Genomic DNA, 14,730 nt, shown 5'->3' on the forward strand with positions numbered 1-14,730 from the left:
ATCATCAGGGAACCGGATACATCCTGGTTCGCTGTGGGCCCGTTTGTGGGATTTCACGGACCGGCAGCACACCGGGGTGCGGTCGTCGAATGGAAGAGAGAACAGCAGCTATGCCGATTGGTTCAGAGTCCGGGGCGGGGCTCGCACCGGATCCGGTGCCCGAGTACGCCGCGTGGCGCAAGGGCGTGGCGGGTGTGCTGGCGAAAGCGCGACGGGTCGAGGCTTCCGAGCTCCCCGCCGAACCGGAACATCTGCTCGACGAGACCACCTATGACGGGCTCACGATCGCCCCGCTCTACACCCGCCGCGACGAGCTGCCCGAGCAGCCGCTGCCCGGCGCCTTCCCCTATGTGCGCGGTGGCGACGCCGCGCGCGACCCGCAGCGCGGCTGGTTCGTCGGCGCGTTCGCCGGTGAGGACGATGCCGAGGCCACCAACCGGGCGATTCTGACCGGTCTGGAGAACGGCGTGAGCGCGATCGCGCTCGGAGTGGGCACCTACGGCGTCGCCGTCGACGACATCCCCCTTGCCCTGCGTGGGCTGCTGTTCGAGCTGGCACCGCTGACGCTGGTGGCCGGTGCGGCGACCGGCACGGCCGCCGAGCGGGTGTTCGACGTCCTCGACGGGTACTCGATCGCCGATCGCACGCAGATCCGGGTCGGCCTCGGCGCGGCCCCGCTGACCAGCGCCTTCGCCGGTGCCGAAGACCTCGATCACGCCGAGACCGTGGCGCTGGCCGTGCGCGCGATCGCCCGGCCCGAGACGGTACGCGCGATCACGGTGGACGGCATCGCCTTCCACAACGCCGGTGCCGCCGACGCACAGGAAGTGGGCGCCGCCGTCGCGGCAGGTCTGGCCTACCTGCGCCTGCTCACCGGTGCCGGGGTCGACATCGCCGACGCGTTCGGTCAGCTCGAGTTCCGCTTCGCGGCGACCGACGACCAATTCGCCACCATCGTGAAATTCCGGGCGGCCCGGCGCCTGTGGGCCCGAGTGGCCCAGGTCTCCGGTGCGCCCGCCTTCGGCGCCGCCCCGCAGCACGCGATCACCTCGGCCGCCATGATGACTCAGCGCGATCCCTGGGTGAACCTGTTGCGCACCACGCTCGCCGCGTTCGGCGCCGGCGTCGGCGGTGCCGATTCGGTGACCGTACTGCCCTTCGACGCGGCCCTGCCCGCAGGCGAACTCGGCGTATCCACGACGTTCTCCCAGCGCCTGGCGCGCAACACCCAGCTGCTGCTGCTCGAGGAATCCCGTCTCGGGCACGTGCAGGACCCGGCCGCCGGTTCCTGGTACGTCGACAAGCTGACCGACGAACTCGCCGCCAAGGCATGGGAGTTCATGCAGGAGCTCGAGTCGGCGGGCGGCTACCTCGCCGCGCTCGACACCGGTGTGCTCGCGGCCCGGATCGCCGAGACCGCCGCCGCGCGCGCTGCCGACGTCGCCCATCGCCGCACCGCGGTCACCGGCGTCAACGAGTTCCCCAACCTCGCCGAGACCCCGCTCTCGGAGCAGGCGCGCGAGCCTGGCCCGAATGCGCGATACGGCGCTGCCTTCGAAGCGCTGCGCAACCGCTCCGATGCCTACCTGGCGGCCAACGGTGCCCGTCCGAAGGCGCTGATCGTGCCGCTCGGCTTGGTCGCCGAGCACAACGCGCGCACCATCTTCACCGCGAACGTGCTCGCCTCGGGCGGCATCGAGTCGGTCAACCCCGGTCCGCTCACGGTCGACGCGATCACTGCCGCCGCCACCGAATCCGGTGCGCGCATCGCGGTTCTGTGCGGTGCGGACAAGCGCTACGGCGAGCAGGCGGGAGCCGCCACCGACGCCCTGCGCGCCGCCGGAATCGAGACCGTGCTGCTGGCCGGACCGGAGAAGGCGGTCGAGCAATTCAGCGGGACGCAGCGTCCCGACGGGTACCTGGCCCTGCGTATCGACGCGGTCGCGGTTCTGTCGCAGCTGCTGGAGAAGGTGGGAGCCTGATGACCACGTCCGATATCGAGCACGTCATCGGCAGTTTCGCCGAGGTGCCGCTGACCGATCACGCGTCCGCGCCGGCCGACGTCGACGCCGAGCAGGTCCGCGCGTTCGTGGCCGACGCGGCGACGGCGAACCACACCACGCCCGAACAGCTGGTCTGGTCGACCCCGGAGGGCATCGACGTTCCGCCGGTGTTCACCAAGGCCGATCGGGATGCTGTGGTCGCGCAGGGCTATCCGCTCGACACCGTGCCCGGCGTCGCGCCGTTCCTGCGTGGCCCGTACCCGACCATGTACGTGAATCAGCCGTGGACCATCCGCCAGTACGCGGGCTTCTCCACCGCCGCCGATTCCAACGCCTTCTACCGCCGCAACCTGCAGGCGGGCCAGAAGGGGCTCTCGGTCGCCTTCGACCTCGCCACCCACCGTGGCTACGACTCCGACCACCCCCGCGTCCAGGGCGACGTCGGTATGGCCGGTGTCGCGATCGACTCGATCCTGGACATGCGCCAGCTCTTCGACCAGATCCCCCTGGACCAGGTGTCGGTGTCGATGACCATGAACGGCGCGGTGCTGCCGATCCTGGCGCTCTACGTCGTCGCCGCCGAAGAGCAGGGCGTGACGCCCGAGCAGCTGGCCGGAACCATTCAGAACGACATTCTGAAAGAGTTCATGGTCCGCAACACCTACATCTACCCGCCCAAGCCCTCGATGCGGATCATCTCCGACATCTTCGCTTTCACCAGCGCGAAGATGCCGAAGTTCAACTCGATCTCCATCTCCGGATACCACATCCAAGAGGCCGGTGCGACAGCCGATCTGGAGCTGGCCTACACCCTCGCCGACGGTGTGGAGTACATCCGCGCCGGCATCGCCGCGGGCATGGATGTCGACAAGTTCGCGCCGCGTCTGTCGTTCTTCTGGGCCATCGGCATGAATTTCTTCATGGAGGTCGCCAAGCTGCGCGCGGGGCGGCTGCTGTGGAGCGAGCTGGTGTCGAAGTTCGAACCCAAGAGCGCGAAATCGCTGTCGCTGCGGACACATTCGCAGACCTCGGGCTGGTCGCTGACCGCGCAGGACGCCTACAACAACGTGGCGCGCACCTGCATCGAGGCGATGGCCGCGACCCAGGGACACACCCAGTCGCTGCACACCAACGCGCTCGACGAGGCCCTGGCCCTGCCGACGGACTTCTCCGCCCGCATCGCCCGCAACACCCAGCTGCTCATCCAGCAGGAGTCCAACACCACCCGCCCGATCGACCCGTGGGGCGGCTCGTACTACGTCGAGTGGCTCACCCACCAGCTCGCCGAGCGGGCGCGCGCCCACATCGCCGAGGTCGAGGCGCACGGCGGTATGGCACAGGCGATTTCGGAGGGTATTCCGAAGCTGCGCATCGAAGAGGCCGCCGCGCGGACCCAGGCGCGCATCGACACCGGCCAGCAGCCGGTGATCGGCGTCAACAAGTACCAGGTCGAAGAGGACCACGCCGTCGAAGTTCTCAAGGTCGAGAACTCGCGGGTGCGGGCCGAGCAGATCGAGAAGCTGGAACGGCTTCGCGCCGACCGTGATTCGGTCGCGGTGGAGCAGGCGCTGTCCGAATTGACCCGTGCGGCAGCGTCTTCCGAAGGCGGTATGGAGAACAACCTCCTCGCGCTCGCCATCGACGCCGCGCGCGCGAAGGCCACGGTCGGTGAGATCTCCGACGCGCTGGAGAAGGTGTACGGCCGTCATCAGGCCGAAATCCGTACCCTGTCCGGTGTGTACCGTGACGAAGCAGGCAAGGCATCCAACATCGGCGCCGCCATCGCGCTGGTCGAGGAATTCGGTGAGGCCGAGGGACGCCGTCCGCGCATTCTGGTCGCCAAGATGGGCCAGGACGGACACGATCGCGGCCAGAAGGTGATCGCGACCGCGTTCGCCGACCTCGGCATGGACGTCGACGTGGGCCCGCTGTTCCAGACGCCCGAAGAGGTGGCTCGCCAGGCCGCCGACAACGACGTGCACATTGTCGGTGTGTCCTCGCTGGCCGCCGGTCACCTCACGCTGGTGCCCGCGCTGCGGCAGGCGCTTGCCGATGTGGGTCGCCCCGACATCATGGTCATCGTGGGCGGTGTGATCCCGCCCGGCGACTTCGACGAGCTCTACGAGGCCGGTGCGGCCGCGATCTTCCCGCCCGGCACCGTCATCGCCGACGCGGCCATCGACCTGCTGAAGAAACTGGGCGCGGCACTCGGGCACGAGATCGGTGGCGGCACAGCCGAATGAGCGACGGCGCACAGGTGGCCGGGGGTGCCGACGCGCACCCTCGGCTCGGGACCACCGCGGGCGTCGGCTCGCCACGCAACGAGGGGCGCACCGCCGTGGGCGTTCGCCGGACGATCGATGTCGACGCGCTCGCCGAGCAGGTCAAGGCAGGGCAGCGTTCGGCGCTGGCCCGTGCGATCACGTTGGTCGAATCCACCCGCTCCGATCACCGGGAACTCGCGCAGCAGCTGCTGCTGCGGGTGGCGGCGGAACCGGGCAGCGTCGTCTCGAACCGGGTCGGCATCACCGGTGTTCCGGGCGTCGGCAAGTCCACGTTCATCGACGCGCTCGGGATGTACTTGCTGGCCAAGGGGCATCGGGTCGCGGTCCTCGCGGTCGACCCGTCCTCGACCCGCACCGGTGGCTCGATCCTCGGTGACAAGACGCGGATGGCGCGGTTGTCGCTCGAGGCGGACGCTTTCATCCGGCCGTCCCCGACGGCGGGCACCCTCGGCGGCGTGGCCAAGGCGACCCGGGAGACGATCGTGCTCCTGGAGGCCGCCGGGTACGACGTGATCCTCGTGGAGACCGTCGGCGTCGGCCAGTCCGAGGTGACCGTCGCCAACATGGTCGATGTGTTCTGCTTCCTCACGCTGGCCCGCACCGGAGACCAGTTGCAGGGCATCAAGAAAGGCGTGCTGGAACTCGCCGAGCTGGTGGCGGTCAACAAAGCCGACGGCAAACACGAGATCGAAGCCAAGGGCGCCGCGCGCGAACTGGCGGGCGCCCTGCGCCTGATCCACCCGCACGACGCCCTGTGGAAACCGCCGGTACTCACCATGAGCGGTCTGGAAGGTGTCGGCCTCGACAAGTTCTGGGGTACCGTCCTCGACCACCGCCGGGTCCTCACCGAGGCAGGCGAATTCGCCGAGAAGCGCCGCCGCCAGCAGGTCGACTGGACCTGGACCATGGTGCACGACCAGATCCTGCGCCGCCTGGCCGACAATCCGAACGTGAAAGATGTTCGCGCGCAGGTGGAATCGGCTGTCCGCGCCGGAACGCTCACTCCCGCCCTCGCCGCCGAACAGATCCTCACGGCCTTCGACCGGAGTTGAGACACCTGCACGGTGCCCACCGGTAGCTGATGGCGTCGTCAGTGAGTCGTATCCAGGGTGATCGCCGAGGATTTTCGGCTTTCACGTCGGGGTTTGTGGATGATATTCCGATTCCGTCTCCTTTGCCAGCTGTTGCCTGTGCCGATTTCCGAGGATCCTCGGAAGTGGACGTCGAGAGCTGACGGCCGAGGAGGTAGTGATGACGATCTTCCGCACGAATCGGACTATGAGCAGCGACAGGACGCCCGAGCGGGCGATTCTCGGGGGCGACGGTCGCTGGCGGCTCACCTGGCTGCCAGAACTCGGCCTGACGTCTGATCAGGCGATATCAGGACTGAGGCTGGACGAGATCCTCAGTGATCCGGCCCTGGTCTATGACCGGATGGCACTGGCGGAGGCCACCACCTGTGCCGACCGCATCGGCATCATCCTCGAGCTCGCGATGGTGCGACTCTGGAAGCGGATGAACACCGCCATCGCGCTCTGCGGGTTCGTGGCGACCCGATGGGGTCGACTCGTCTGACCGGGCCGGATTATCACAACCAGCGGATACGTCGGAAGGCGACGATCAGGGTGGCGCAGATGGTGGCCATGACGATCAGGGTGGCGGGGTAACCCCAGGTCTGCCGGAGTTCGGGCATGTGATCGAAGTTCATGCCGTAGATGCCGGCGATCATGGTGGGAACCGCCAGGATCGCGATGTAGGCGGAGATCTTACGCATGTCCGTGTTCTGCTGGACGGCGATCTTGGCCACCGCGGCGCCCACGAGAGTGGTGAGGGTTTCGTCCAGGTCGTTGATGCGTTCGGCGACGCCGCTGTGATGGTCGGCGACGTCGCGCAGGTAGCGGCGCACCTCCTTGGGCAGGGGAGTACGCGGCGCGGTGAGGGTTTGCAGCGGGCCCGCGAGCGGGCGAACGGCGCGGCGTAGCTCGACGATCTCGCGTTTGAGCTGGTAGATGGCCTCGATCGGGATCTTGCTCCGCGGGCTGAAGAGCTCTTCCTCCATCGACTCGACGTCGAACTCCGTCGCCTGGGTGACGTCGATGTAGGTGTCGACGACGTGGTCGGCGATCGCGTGCAGCACGACGCCGGGGCCGAGCGCGAGGCGATCGGGTTCGTCTTCGAGCCGGTGCCGCACGGCGGTGAGTTCGTTGTGTTCGCCGTGGCGGACCGCGACCACGAAATCGGCGCCGAGGAAGACCATGATCTCGCCGGTCTGCACGATCTCGCTGACGGTGTGCATATCGTGCTCGACGTAGGCGACGGTCCGCATCACGGTGACCATGGTGTCGTCGTAGCGTTCGAACTTCGGGCGCTGTCTGCCGGTGACGGCGTCCTCGACGGCGAGTTCGTGTAGCCCGAACGTCGCGGCGATCTCGCCCATCTGGTGCAGGTCCGGTTCGAACAGGCCGATCCACGCGAAACCTGTGCCACGCCTGCGGATTTCGGTCAGCGCGGTCTCGGGGGTGAAGCGGCCGGGCAGACGTTTGCCGTCGACATAGGCGGCGCAGTCGATGATGGCGCGCGCGGTCGGTACCGAGGGTTTGTGGACGACTTCCACTCGCCGTCGGCTGCGCGACAGGAACGGGGAATCCGCCACCCGGGCTCCGATACCGCGCCGGGTCGCGGTGGGAGCGGGTGTGATGCGAGGGCCGTCGACCATCGTTCACCTCGCTCTCTTCGATCGTGCCGCAGCATCCCACGGCGGCCGATGCGGACGCAACCGAAGCGGGGGTTGCGCAGATCGATCCAACTGTGAATACTTAGGTATGTGCCTAAGTATTCGAGCGGCGAACCGGACGGAGGACTCGACAGTGTCTTTCGGGCATTGGCCGATCCGACTCGTCGCGCGATCGTCGAACGGCTGGCGCGCGGGCCCGCATCGGTATCGGATCTCGCCGCACCGTTCGAGGTCGCGCTCCCGACGATCGTGCAGCACTTGAAAGCGCTCGAAGCCGGTCGGCTCGTCAGCTCGGCGAAGATCGGCCGTGTGCGCACCTACCAACTGGTGCCGGACGCCTTCGCAACGGCGATCGACTGGCTGCACGGCCACCGTCCACCGGCGCAACGGCAGGTGGACCGGCTCACGGCACTACTCGTGGAATCAACCAGAAACTCAGAGGGAGAACAACAATGACCGACACGGCGACCCGCTCCATCAACCACGCCCAGTTCACCATCGAACGCGAGGTGCCCGTCGCGCCCGCCGTCGTCTTCCAGGCCTTCGCCGACCCCGCCATCAAGGCGAAGTGGTTCGGCGGCGAGGAAGGCTGGGAGCAGGGCGAGTCCTCGATCGACTTCCAGGTCGGCGGCCGCGAGATCAACGAAGGCACTTTCCAGCAGACGATGACCTCCCGCTTCGTCGCCACCTACACCGACATCATCGCCAACGAACGCCTCGTCTACACCTACGACATGTGGCTCAACGGCTCCCACATCTCCACCTCGGTGGCCACCTGGGAATTCGAACCCACCACCACCGGCACCAAGCTCACCCTCGTCGAATTCGGCGCCCACCTGGACGGTTTCGACACCGGTGACCAACGCGAGGAAGGCACCCTCGGCCTCGTCGACGCCCTGGTGACCTATCTCGCCGGTCAAGCCTGAGCGAATCGCTCACCGCACCATGACCACGCGCGAGTGCCTGCCCGTCGCGCCGTCGGGGAACGGGGTCGCCCTGGCGTCGGTCTGCACCGATCCAGTGGCGTCGACCGCGCGCACCCGAAGCGAATGGGTGCCGGGCGAGGCATCCCACGTCCAGGTCCACTGGCGCCAGGTATCGAGGGAGTAGGCGGCGGCGAGTGTGGTCGGTTGCCACGGTCCGTCGTCGACCTGGACTTCCACGGCATCGATTCCGCGCCCCTGGGCCCACGCCACGCCTGCCACGATCACCGGTCCGGCGTCCAGGTGCGCGAATGCCGCCGGGACGTCGATCCGGGATGCGGTTTTGATCGGTGCCCGAGTCGCCCAGCCGCGTTGCGTCCAGTACGCCTGTGCGCGGTCGAATCTCGTGAGTTCCAGATCGACAACCCACTTGGTGGCCGAAACGTAGCCGTAGAGACCGGGCACGATCATCCGGGCCGGGTAGCCGTGAGCGACAGGCAGTGGCTCGCCGTTCATCGCGACGGCGAGCAGGGCGTCGGGGTTGCCCAGCACAGCGGCCGATGGCGTGCTCGCGGTGAATCCGTCGACGCTGCGCGACAGGATCATGTCGGCATCGGGGGAGGGTCCCGCCTCGGCCAGGAGATCGGCCAGGCGGTAACCGGTCCACAGCGCGGTTCCGGCGAGGTCTCCGCCGACTTCGTTCGAGACACAGGTGAGCGTGATGAGTGACTCGACCGCGCGCCGGGCGCTCAATTCGTCGAAGTCGAGCCGGATCTCGCGCTCCACCATCCCGTGGATGCGCAATCGCCACTGCGCGCGAGTCAACGACGGAAGCTGCAGCGCGGTGTCGACGCGATAGAAATCCGGTGCGGGAGTGATGAATCGGGTGAGCCCGGGCACGACTCGGTCCATCTCGGGGGTGACCGGTGGCACCGGCGCCGCGACCCGGGGGAGTACGAAAGCCGCCCGGTCGGCGGCGATATCGCGCAGACGGCTACCGATGACGCGGCCCGCCGCCCCGGCCGCCACTGCGCCGGCGGTCACTGCCGTCAGAGCGAGCAGGAACCCGCGCCGCGTCGGCCCGGCCCGCCGGTCGGCCTCGGCGGGCACGAGGAACAGCGCGCACAGCGCCGCCATCCCCGTCAGTGCACCGATCACCGCCGGAACGGCGAACAGTGGTGTGGCGGTGGGGCGGAGCAGCGCCAAGCCGCTCACGGCGATACCGAGAGCGCCGAGCAGACCGGCCGCCCACGCCGGGCTGCGGCGGGCCACCAAGCCGATCATCGCGGCAGCCACGGCCATGACCGCGGCCATAGTGACGGCCAGTGCCAGTTTGTCGTTGGTGCCGAACCAGCGGATCGCGCTGTCCTTCAACCACTTCGGCGTGTGATCGACCACGGTGGCACCGAGGACGAAGAAGGGGGAGGACACCGGGTCGATGAACACGGCGACGAGGTGTCCGACCCCGAGGACCAGCGCGGCGGCGGCCGCGGCCGCGACTGCCGCCGCGAACCGGCCCGGATGGCGACGGGTGAAGCTGAAACGGCGGACCATGCTGTCACTCCTGGGGTTTCGAGTGTCGGCACGGCCCGCCGCAGCGGGTCAGCCGACTGTCATGCTGACGATCGGGGAGGTGGTCGGCCCGGGTGAACCACCGGCGGGTTCGACCGTCACCGCGAGCGTGTCGGCGACGTCGACCGTGGTCACGACCGAGGCCGGACCGTCCATCACCGCCACCGATGTCGGTGTCCCCGCGCGGATCAGCCACAGCTGATACGCGCGGTCGGCAGGCAGCGCGGGCATGTCCTGGAACGACACCGCGGCCGCGCCCAGCGACTTCGACTCGTACACCGTCATCGCGCCGCCACCGGTGACCGCCACCGAGGACTCCCGGCTGTCGGGCTGGTCGAGCACCTGCTGCGCGGTGACCGCACCCGTCCCGTCGTTCGCGCGTTCGATCACCACCCCGATACCGGCACCGGCACCGACCGCCACGATCGCCGCCGCGGCGACGGTCAACCATCGAAGGTGCCAGCGCCTGCCGGTCGCGCCGCGCCGCGCGAGCGGAGACGGCTGTGTGTCGTACCGGTCCAGTGCTCGCATCAGCGCGGTTTCGAGGCGTGCCGGTGGCGGGACCGAGTCGAACACGGTCAGGTCCGCCATCGTCTCCTGGATGCGGCGAACGGCGGCCTGGAACTCGGCCACCCGGTCGGGGCCTGCGGCGTCGAGCCACTCCTCGAGCGCCTGTCGCTGTGGTGGATCCAGCGCGTCGATGGCATAGGGGTAGGCCTCGTCCAGCCACGACCAAGGGGTCCGCCGATCGGTCTCGCTCATCGGGTATTCCCTCCGGTCAAACAGTTCTCCAGCCTTTTCAGGCCGTCTTTGATGCGGCTCTTCACTGTCGGCAACGGCACCGCCAAGGTCTCGGAAACCTCGAGGTAGGTGCGCCCGCCGTAGTACGCCAGCGCCACCGCTTGGCGTTGGAGTTCGGTCATGGTCTGCAGACAGTCCAGCACCGACTGCTCGTCGAGACGCTGGGTGACCTCCTCGGCCACGACGTCGTGGTCGCGGCCGAGGTGGGCGTGGCCGAACACGATGTCGCGGCGGGTGGCCGACTGCTCGGCCCGTACCCGGTCGACCGCGCGCCGGTGGGTCAGCATCATCAGCCAGCCGATCGGGCTGGCCTTGGTCGCGTCGTACTGTCCGGCCAGCGACCAGACCTGGAGGAACACCTCCTGAGCGATGTCCTCGGCGGCGCCGTGGTTGCGCACCACGCGGAGCGCGAGCCCGAACACCCGCGGGCTCGTGGCGCGGTAGAACTCGGCGAACGCCGCCCGATCGCCTGCCGCGACGTCGTCGAGCAGGTCGACCAGCTGCTCTTGGGCGGCATGGTCGCGGCGGTCGCCCGTCGGGCAGGCCGGAGCGGGCTCGGTGACCGATCGCAGGTTGATCGGTGCGGAGCCGCGCCGGGCCGTCATCGGAGGGTCCCTGCTTGCATCAGCATGAGAGGGATTTCGGCCTGCCTTCGGGTTCGGATGGGCGCCGCCGGGAAATTTCCGCGGCGACGCCGGGAAAAGCGCCGTCGCCGTCATCACGCCGCGGGCGGCATGAGCACGCTGTCGATCATGTACACGGTGGCGTTCGCGGTGCGCACGCCACCGCAGATCACATTCGCGTCGCCGACCTTCAATGTGTCACCCGAGCCGCTGACCGTCACGTCGGCGCCCTGGACAGTTTTGTGCGTGCCCGCGATGCTCTGCGGCGCGATCTGGCCCGGCACCACGTGATAGGTGAGGATCGAGGTGAGCGTAGCCGAGTCGGTCTTCAACGAGTCGATCGTAGCCGGATCGATCTTCGCGAACGCCGAGTCGACGGGCGCGAAGACGGTGAACTGGCCACCGTTGAGGGTGTCGACGAGATTGACGTCGGGATTGAGTTTGCCCGAGACCGCCGAGGTCAACGTGGTGAGCATCGGGTTGTTGGACGCGGCGACGGCGACCGGCTCTTGGGCCATCCCGCTGACCGAGCCGGGACCACTGGGAACCTGGGCGGCATATGCCGCGCAACCGGGCCCGACGAGGTCGGCGGCCGCGGACGCGCCGGTGGTCATCGGTGCCGACGTCATCGGCGCGGAGGAGCTCGCGGACGTGGTGCTCGAGTCGTCGTCGGAACAGGCAGAGAGGCCGAGTGCCGAGCCGAGGAGCATCGCCGCAACGAGGGCTTTTGGCAAGGATCGCATGGTGGTTCCGTCACTTCCGTCGAGGCGGCGAGGTGCCGCGTAGATGTTGGATGCAACGGAGTTCGGCTGGCTCGGCGGTTCGGATTGCCGACCGTGGCCGTCGATATTCCCGACACGGTGCTAGCGCCCGGGCGTCGAACCGGACGACCCTCGTCCGACGGCGTCCTCGGCCACCGATTCCGGGTGGAGCACCAGTATGGCGGCGAGCAGTCGATCCCACGTGACGTCGGGAAGTTCGTGGCCGATGCCGGTCAGCGGGAGCAGATCGGCGCCGGGGATCTCGCGAGCCATGGCCTCTCCGTTGCCGTACGGAAAGAACGGGTCATCGGTGCCGTGCGCGACCAGGGTCGGCACGGCGATCTCGCCCAGACGTTCCCGCCACCGGTCGCCGGCCTCGACATAGGCCAGGTTGAGCACACTGGAGGCCATGTCGGTGGTGCGGTCGACCATGTGGGTCGCGTGGCGGCGGGCCCGCAGTTCGTCGAATCCGTGTGTGCCCGCGCGTACCCGGGCCTGTTCCACGCCGTAGTCGATCACCGCCGCCCGGTCGGACCAGTCCGGGTGGGGTCTCTCGGTGAAGAACGCGATGATCCGGTCCGAGTGCTCGGGCAGATCCGGGTCCGCCGGGCCGGGGGCGGTCGGACGGGTGTTGATCAGCGTCAGGGCGGATACCCGATCGGGGTGGTCGAGGGCAGCGAGCTGACAGATCCATCCGGCCACCGAGAAACCCACCAGGTGGGCTCGCGGAAGTTCGAAGACATCCATCAGCCCGACGAGATCCGCCACCAGATCCCGGAGGCTGTAGCCGGGAGCGCCCGGCGCGGAGGCGGTCGACCGGCCGGTATCGCGAATGTCGTAGCGCAGCACGAACCGGCCCGCGTCGGCGAGCCGGTCGCAGAACCGGTCCTCCCAGAACAGTCTCGACGTGTTCGGCAGCAGCACCGGGGGATGGCGCCGGTCCCCGAAGGTGCTCACACACAGGTCGACGTCACCGACGGTGACCCTGTGCTCGGGCGATCCCTGACCATGAAGCGGCATGGCGACTCCTCTGCGGTTGCGTCTGTGGAAAAGACGATCTCCGCAGCCGGAATTCATCGGTCTAGCTGCCCACGCAGTCGATGATCGGCGCGGGATAGTCCGCCGGGTCGATGGCCGCGCGCCACGGTCGGTGAATGCTCGCACCGGGCAGGTGCGCCAACTCGGGCAGCCACCGCCGCACATAGACGCCGTCGGGGTCGTAGCGCTCGGCCTGGCGCAGCGGATTGAGGACCCGGTTGGGCCGGGTGTCGGTGCCCGTGCCCGCGACCCACTGCCAGTTGAGCTGATTGTTGGCGAGGTCGGCGTCGACGAGCCAGCGCAGGAAGTGGGCCGCGCCGACCCGCCAGTCCTGGCGCAGTGATTTGGCGAGAAAGCTCGCCGCGATCAGCCGTGCTCGCCCCGGCATCCAGCCTTCGGCACGGAGCTGCCGCATACCCGCGTCGACGATCGGGTAGCCGGTGCGCCCGTCTCGCCAGGCCGCGACGGCCTGTTCGTCGTCGGGGCCCGCGGCCACCCGCGTGCGGTAGTCCGACCAGGCGGCATCGGGACGGGCGGCGAGCACCTGATGGTGGAAATCGCGCCAGGCCAGCTGCCGGACGAAGGCGAGTCCGCCGTCGGTCGCCGTATCGACCCGGCGCACCACCTCGGTGGGGGACACGCACCCGAAGTGGAGGTACGGCGAGAGCCGGGAGGTGGCGTCGGCGGCGAGATCGTCGTTGTCGCGGGCATAGCCGGTGATCGGGCCGTCGAGCCAGTCGTGCAGCAGCGCACGTCCGGTGGATTCCCCGCCGACCCGCAATTGCGGCGACGGTTGCCCGGAATCGAGATCCGTCGGCTCCGGCAGCGGCTCGCTGTGGATCGGCGGCACCGACAGCGAGCGGGGCGCGGGCAGCGGGGTGCGGCGGTGGGCCGCGCTCCAGCGCCGGAAATAGGGGGTGAAGACGGCGAAGTGATCGCGTCCGGTCGACGGGACGAGTTCGGCGGAGGTGGCTGTGACGGAACCGGAATGGCAGTGCACGACGATGTCGGGGTTGCGGCGCAGCGCCTGCTCGCGCTGCCTGCTGTAGCGGCTGACATCCTCGGCCAGGTGCACGCTCGTGGCGCCGGTCTCCTCGATCACGTGGTCGAGGACATCGGCCACCGCGCCGCGGCGCACGACGAGCGGTCCGCCGAGCGAGCGCAGCTCCTTGTCGAGTTCGGCGAGTGCGGCGGCGAGGAAGTGCGCGCGGTTGGGCGGGCAGCGATCGGGCACCAGTACCTCGTCGACGACGAACAGCGGTACCACCCGGTCGGCTTCGCGAACGGCCGCGGTGAGTACCGGATTGTCGTGAACGCGCAGGTCGCGGGTGAACAGAGCGATCGCGACGCTCATCGTGCGCAGAGGGGCAGCACACCCTCGCGGCCGCCGGTCGTGGGTGAGGTGAGGTAGACGCACGGGTCCTGGCCCGCGATTCTGATCGCCTCGTCGATCCGCTGCCAGGTGCTTTCGTCCAGGGCCGGGGTGCGGGAGAGGACGAAACCCGACAGTCTGCTCGGCGAGGTGACCAGGGCCCACGAGTAGTCCGGGCCGAGTGCGGTCACCAGGTAGTTGGTCGGTCCCTCGCGCCCGTCCTGGCCGATGACACCCGGAAAGCTCACGTGCAGTTGCGCGTTCGTGACCGGGTCGTTCACGGTCGCGGTACCGCGGATCTCGTCGACGCCGCCACTCCAGGTGTGGCAGCGATTGTGGACGGCGATGTCGCCGCGCGCGTCGAGGCTGTAGTTCGCGGAGGTGTCGCGTGCGCAATTGAGGTTGAACACCTGCGGTACTGCCGCGAGCTGATGCCAATCGCCGAGATAGCGGTCGAGGTCCAGGCTCGGCACCGGTGCGGGTGGCTCGGCGGCCGCGGAGCCGGAGCCTGCCACGGTGAGGCCGGCGGCGATCAGCAAGGCGGTGGTCCACGGGCCGAATCGGGTGCGCACAGGAAACTCCTCGCGTAGTCGGTGTTCTTCCATGCTAACAGTAATT

General features: G+C 68.7%; 14 protein-coding genes. 6 read left to right on the top strand and 8 right to left on the bottom strand.

Features of this window, described 5'->3' with window-relative positions:
* The first annotated feature begins 110 nt into the window (after positions 1 to 110).
* The 4 genes from ACFVVI_RS08125 (at position 111) to ACFVVI_RS08140 (ending at position 5,863) form a co-directional block, all read left to right on the top strand.
* Positions 111 to 1,982: a methylmalonyl-CoA mutase family protein gene (locus tag ACFVVI_RS08125; RefSeq protein WP_387444270.1), complete on the top strand. Its 1,872-nt coding sequence runs from the start codon at positions 111 to 113 to the stop codon at positions 1,980 to 1,982.
* Positions 1,982 to 4,246: a methylmalonyl-CoA mutase gene (gene scpA / locus ACFVVI_RS08130; protein WP_387444273.1), complete on the top strand. Its 2,265-nt coding sequence runs from the start codon at positions 1,982 to 1,984 to the stop codon at positions 4,244 to 4,246. The genes ACFVVI_RS08125 and scpA overlap by 1 nt, the downstream gene beginning before the upstream one ends.
* Positions 4,243 to 5,340: a methylmalonyl Co-A mutase-associated GTPase MeaB gene (meaB, locus tag ACFVVI_RS08135; protein ID WP_387444275.1), complete on the top strand. Its 1,098-nt coding sequence runs from the start codon at positions 4,243 to 4,245 to the stop codon at positions 5,338 to 5,340. The genes scpA and meaB overlap by 4 nt, the downstream gene beginning before the upstream one ends.
* A gap of 226 nt (positions 5,341 to 5,566) precedes the next feature.
* Positions 5,567 to 5,863 carry a hypothetical protein gene (locus ACFVVI_RS08140; protein WP_387444277.1) on the top strand — a complete coding sequence of 99 codons (297 nt, stop codon included), beginning with the start codon at positions 5,567 to 5,569 and terminating at the stop codon, positions 5,861 to 5,863.
* A gap of 13 nt (positions 5,864 to 5,876) precedes the next feature.
* Here ACFVVI_RS08140 and ACFVVI_RS08145 read toward each other — a convergent pair whose 3' ends face one another.
* Positions 5,877 to 7,004, bottom strand: a complete 1,128-nt coding sequence (locus tag ACFVVI_RS08145) for a magnesium and cobalt transport protein CorA (protein ID WP_387444280.1) — start codon at positions 7,002 to 7,004, stop codon at positions 5,877 to 5,879.
* 108 nt (positions 7,005 to 7,112) lie between these two features.
* On the opposite strand from ACFVVI_RS08145, the gene ACFVVI_RS08150 reads away from it, so the two are divergent.
* On the top strand, positions 7,113 to 7,478 hold the full coding sequence (locus ACFVVI_RS08150; RefSeq protein WP_387444282.1) for an ArsR/SmtB family transcription factor: 366 nt from the start codon (positions 7,113 to 7,115) through the stop codon (positions 7,476 to 7,478).
* On the top strand, positions 7,475 to 7,948 hold the full coding sequence (locus ACFVVI_RS08155; protein WP_379314931.1) for an SRPBCC domain-containing protein: 474 nt from the start codon (positions 7,475 to 7,477) through the stop codon (positions 7,946 to 7,948). Before ACFVVI_RS08150 ends, ACFVVI_RS08155 begins: the two co-directional genes overlap by 4 nt.
* Positions 7,949 to 7,957: 9 nt before the next feature.
* On the opposite strand, the gene ACFVVI_RS08160 is transcribed toward ACFVVI_RS08155, so the two are convergent.
* The 7 genes from ACFVVI_RS08160 to ACFVVI_RS08190 all read right to left on the bottom strand — a co-directional run bounded on the left by ACFVVI_RS08160 (position 7,958) and on the right by ACFVVI_RS08190 (position 14,684).
* Positions 7,958 to 9,499, bottom strand: coding sequence for a molybdopterin-dependent oxidoreductase (locus tag ACFVVI_RS08160; RefSeq protein WP_387444284.1), 1,542 nt, complete (start codon positions 9,497 to 9,499; stop codon positions 7,958 to 7,960).
* Between the two features lie 48 nt (positions 9,500 to 9,547).
* On the bottom strand, positions 9,548 to 10,279 hold the full coding sequence (locus ACFVVI_RS08165; RefSeq protein WP_378991990.1) for an anti-sigma factor domain-containing protein: 732 nt from the start codon (positions 10,277 to 10,279) through the stop codon (positions 9,548 to 9,550).
* A complete protein-coding gene (gene sigK, locus ACFVVI_RS08170) occupies positions 10,276 to 10,923 on the bottom strand; it encodes an ECF RNA polymerase sigma factor SigK (RefSeq protein ID WP_387444287.1) in 648 nt (215 codons plus the stop codon). Before sigK ends, ACFVVI_RS08165 begins: the two co-directional genes overlap by 4 nt.
* 113 nt (positions 10,924 to 11,036) lie before the next feature.
* Positions 11,037 to 11,684, bottom strand: coding sequence for a fasciclin domain-containing protein (locus ACFVVI_RS08175; protein WP_378991992.1), 648 nt, complete (start codon positions 11,682 to 11,684; stop codon positions 11,037 to 11,039).
* Positions 11,685 to 11,804: 120 nt separating this feature from the next.
* On the bottom strand, positions 11,805 to 12,722 hold the full coding sequence (locus ACFVVI_RS08180; RefSeq protein WP_387444289.1) for an alpha/beta fold hydrolase: 918 nt from the start codon (positions 12,720 to 12,722) through the stop codon (positions 11,805 to 11,807).
* A 61-nt stretch (positions 12,723 to 12,783) separates the two neighbouring features.
* Positions 12,784 to 14,094 carry a cryptochrome/photolyase family protein gene (locus ACFVVI_RS08185; RefSeq protein WP_387444291.1) on the bottom strand — a complete coding sequence of 437 codons (1,311 nt, stop codon included), beginning with the start codon at positions 14,092 to 14,094 and terminating at the stop codon, positions 12,784 to 12,786.
* Positions 14,091 to 14,684: a lipocalin family protein gene (locus ACFVVI_RS08190; protein ID WP_387444293.1), complete on the bottom strand. Its 594-nt coding sequence runs from the start codon at positions 14,682 to 14,684 to the stop codon at positions 14,091 to 14,093. The genes ACFVVI_RS08185 and ACFVVI_RS08190 overlap by 4 nt, the downstream gene beginning before the upstream one ends.
* Between the last annotated feature and the right edge of the window lie 46 nt (positions 14,685 to 14,730).

It is taken from the genome of Nocardia sp. NPDC058114, from assembly GCF_042884695.1.
GTDB lineage: Bacteria > Actinomycetota > Actinomycetes > Mycobacteriales > Mycobacteriaceae > Nocardia.

What these genes read in the sequence shown, in the direction of transcription:
- ACFVVI_RS08125 (WP_387444270.1), top strand. Translation starts at nt 111, where the DNA reads ATGCCGATTGGTTCAGAGTCCGGGGCGGGGCTCGCACCGGATCCGGTG.
- scpA (WP_387444273.1), top strand. Translation starts at nt 1,982, where the DNA reads ATGACCACGTCCGATATCGAGCACGTCATCGGCAGTTTCGCCGAGGTG.
- meaB (WP_387444275.1), top strand. Translation starts at nt 4,243, where the DNA reads ATGAGCGACGGCGCACAGGTGGCCGGGGGTGCCGACGCGCACCCTCGG.
- ACFVVI_RS08140 (WP_387444277.1), top strand. Translation starts at nt 5,567, where the DNA reads ATGAGCAGCGACAGGACGCCCGAGCGGGCGATTCTCGGGGGCGACGGT.
- ACFVVI_RS08145 (WP_387444280.1), bottom strand. Translation starts at nt 7,004, where the DNA reads ATGGTCGACGGCCCTCGCATCACACCCGCTCCCACCGCGACCCGGCGC.
- ACFVVI_RS08155 (WP_379314931.1), top strand. Translation starts at nt 7,475, where the DNA reads ATGACCGACACGGCGACCCGCTCCATCAACCACGCCCAGTTCACCATC.
- ACFVVI_RS08160 (WP_387444284.1), bottom strand. Translation starts at nt 9,499, where the DNA reads ATGGTCCGCCGTTTCAGCTTCACCCGTCGCCATCCGGGCCGGTTCGCG.
- ACFVVI_RS08165 (WP_378991990.1), bottom strand. Translation starts at nt 10,279, where the DNA reads ATGAGCGAGACCGATCGGCGGACCCCTTGGTCGTGGCTGGACGAGGCC.
- sigK (WP_387444287.1), bottom strand. Translation starts at nt 10,923, where the DNA reads ATGACGGCCCGGCGCGGCTCCGCACCGATCAACCTGCGATCGGTCACC.
- ACFVVI_RS08175 (WP_378991992.1), bottom strand. Translation starts at nt 11,684, where the DNA reads ATGCGATCCTTGCCAAAAGCCCTCGTTGCGGCGATGCTCCTCGGCTCG.
- ACFVVI_RS08180 (WP_387444289.1), bottom strand. Translation starts at nt 12,722, where the DNA reads ATGCCGCTTCATGGTCAGGGATCGCCCGAGCACAGGGTCACCGTCGGT.
- ACFVVI_RS08185 (WP_387444291.1), bottom strand. Translation starts at nt 14,094, where the DNA reads ATGAGCGTCGCGATCGCTCTGTTCACCCGCGACCTGCGCGTTCACGAC.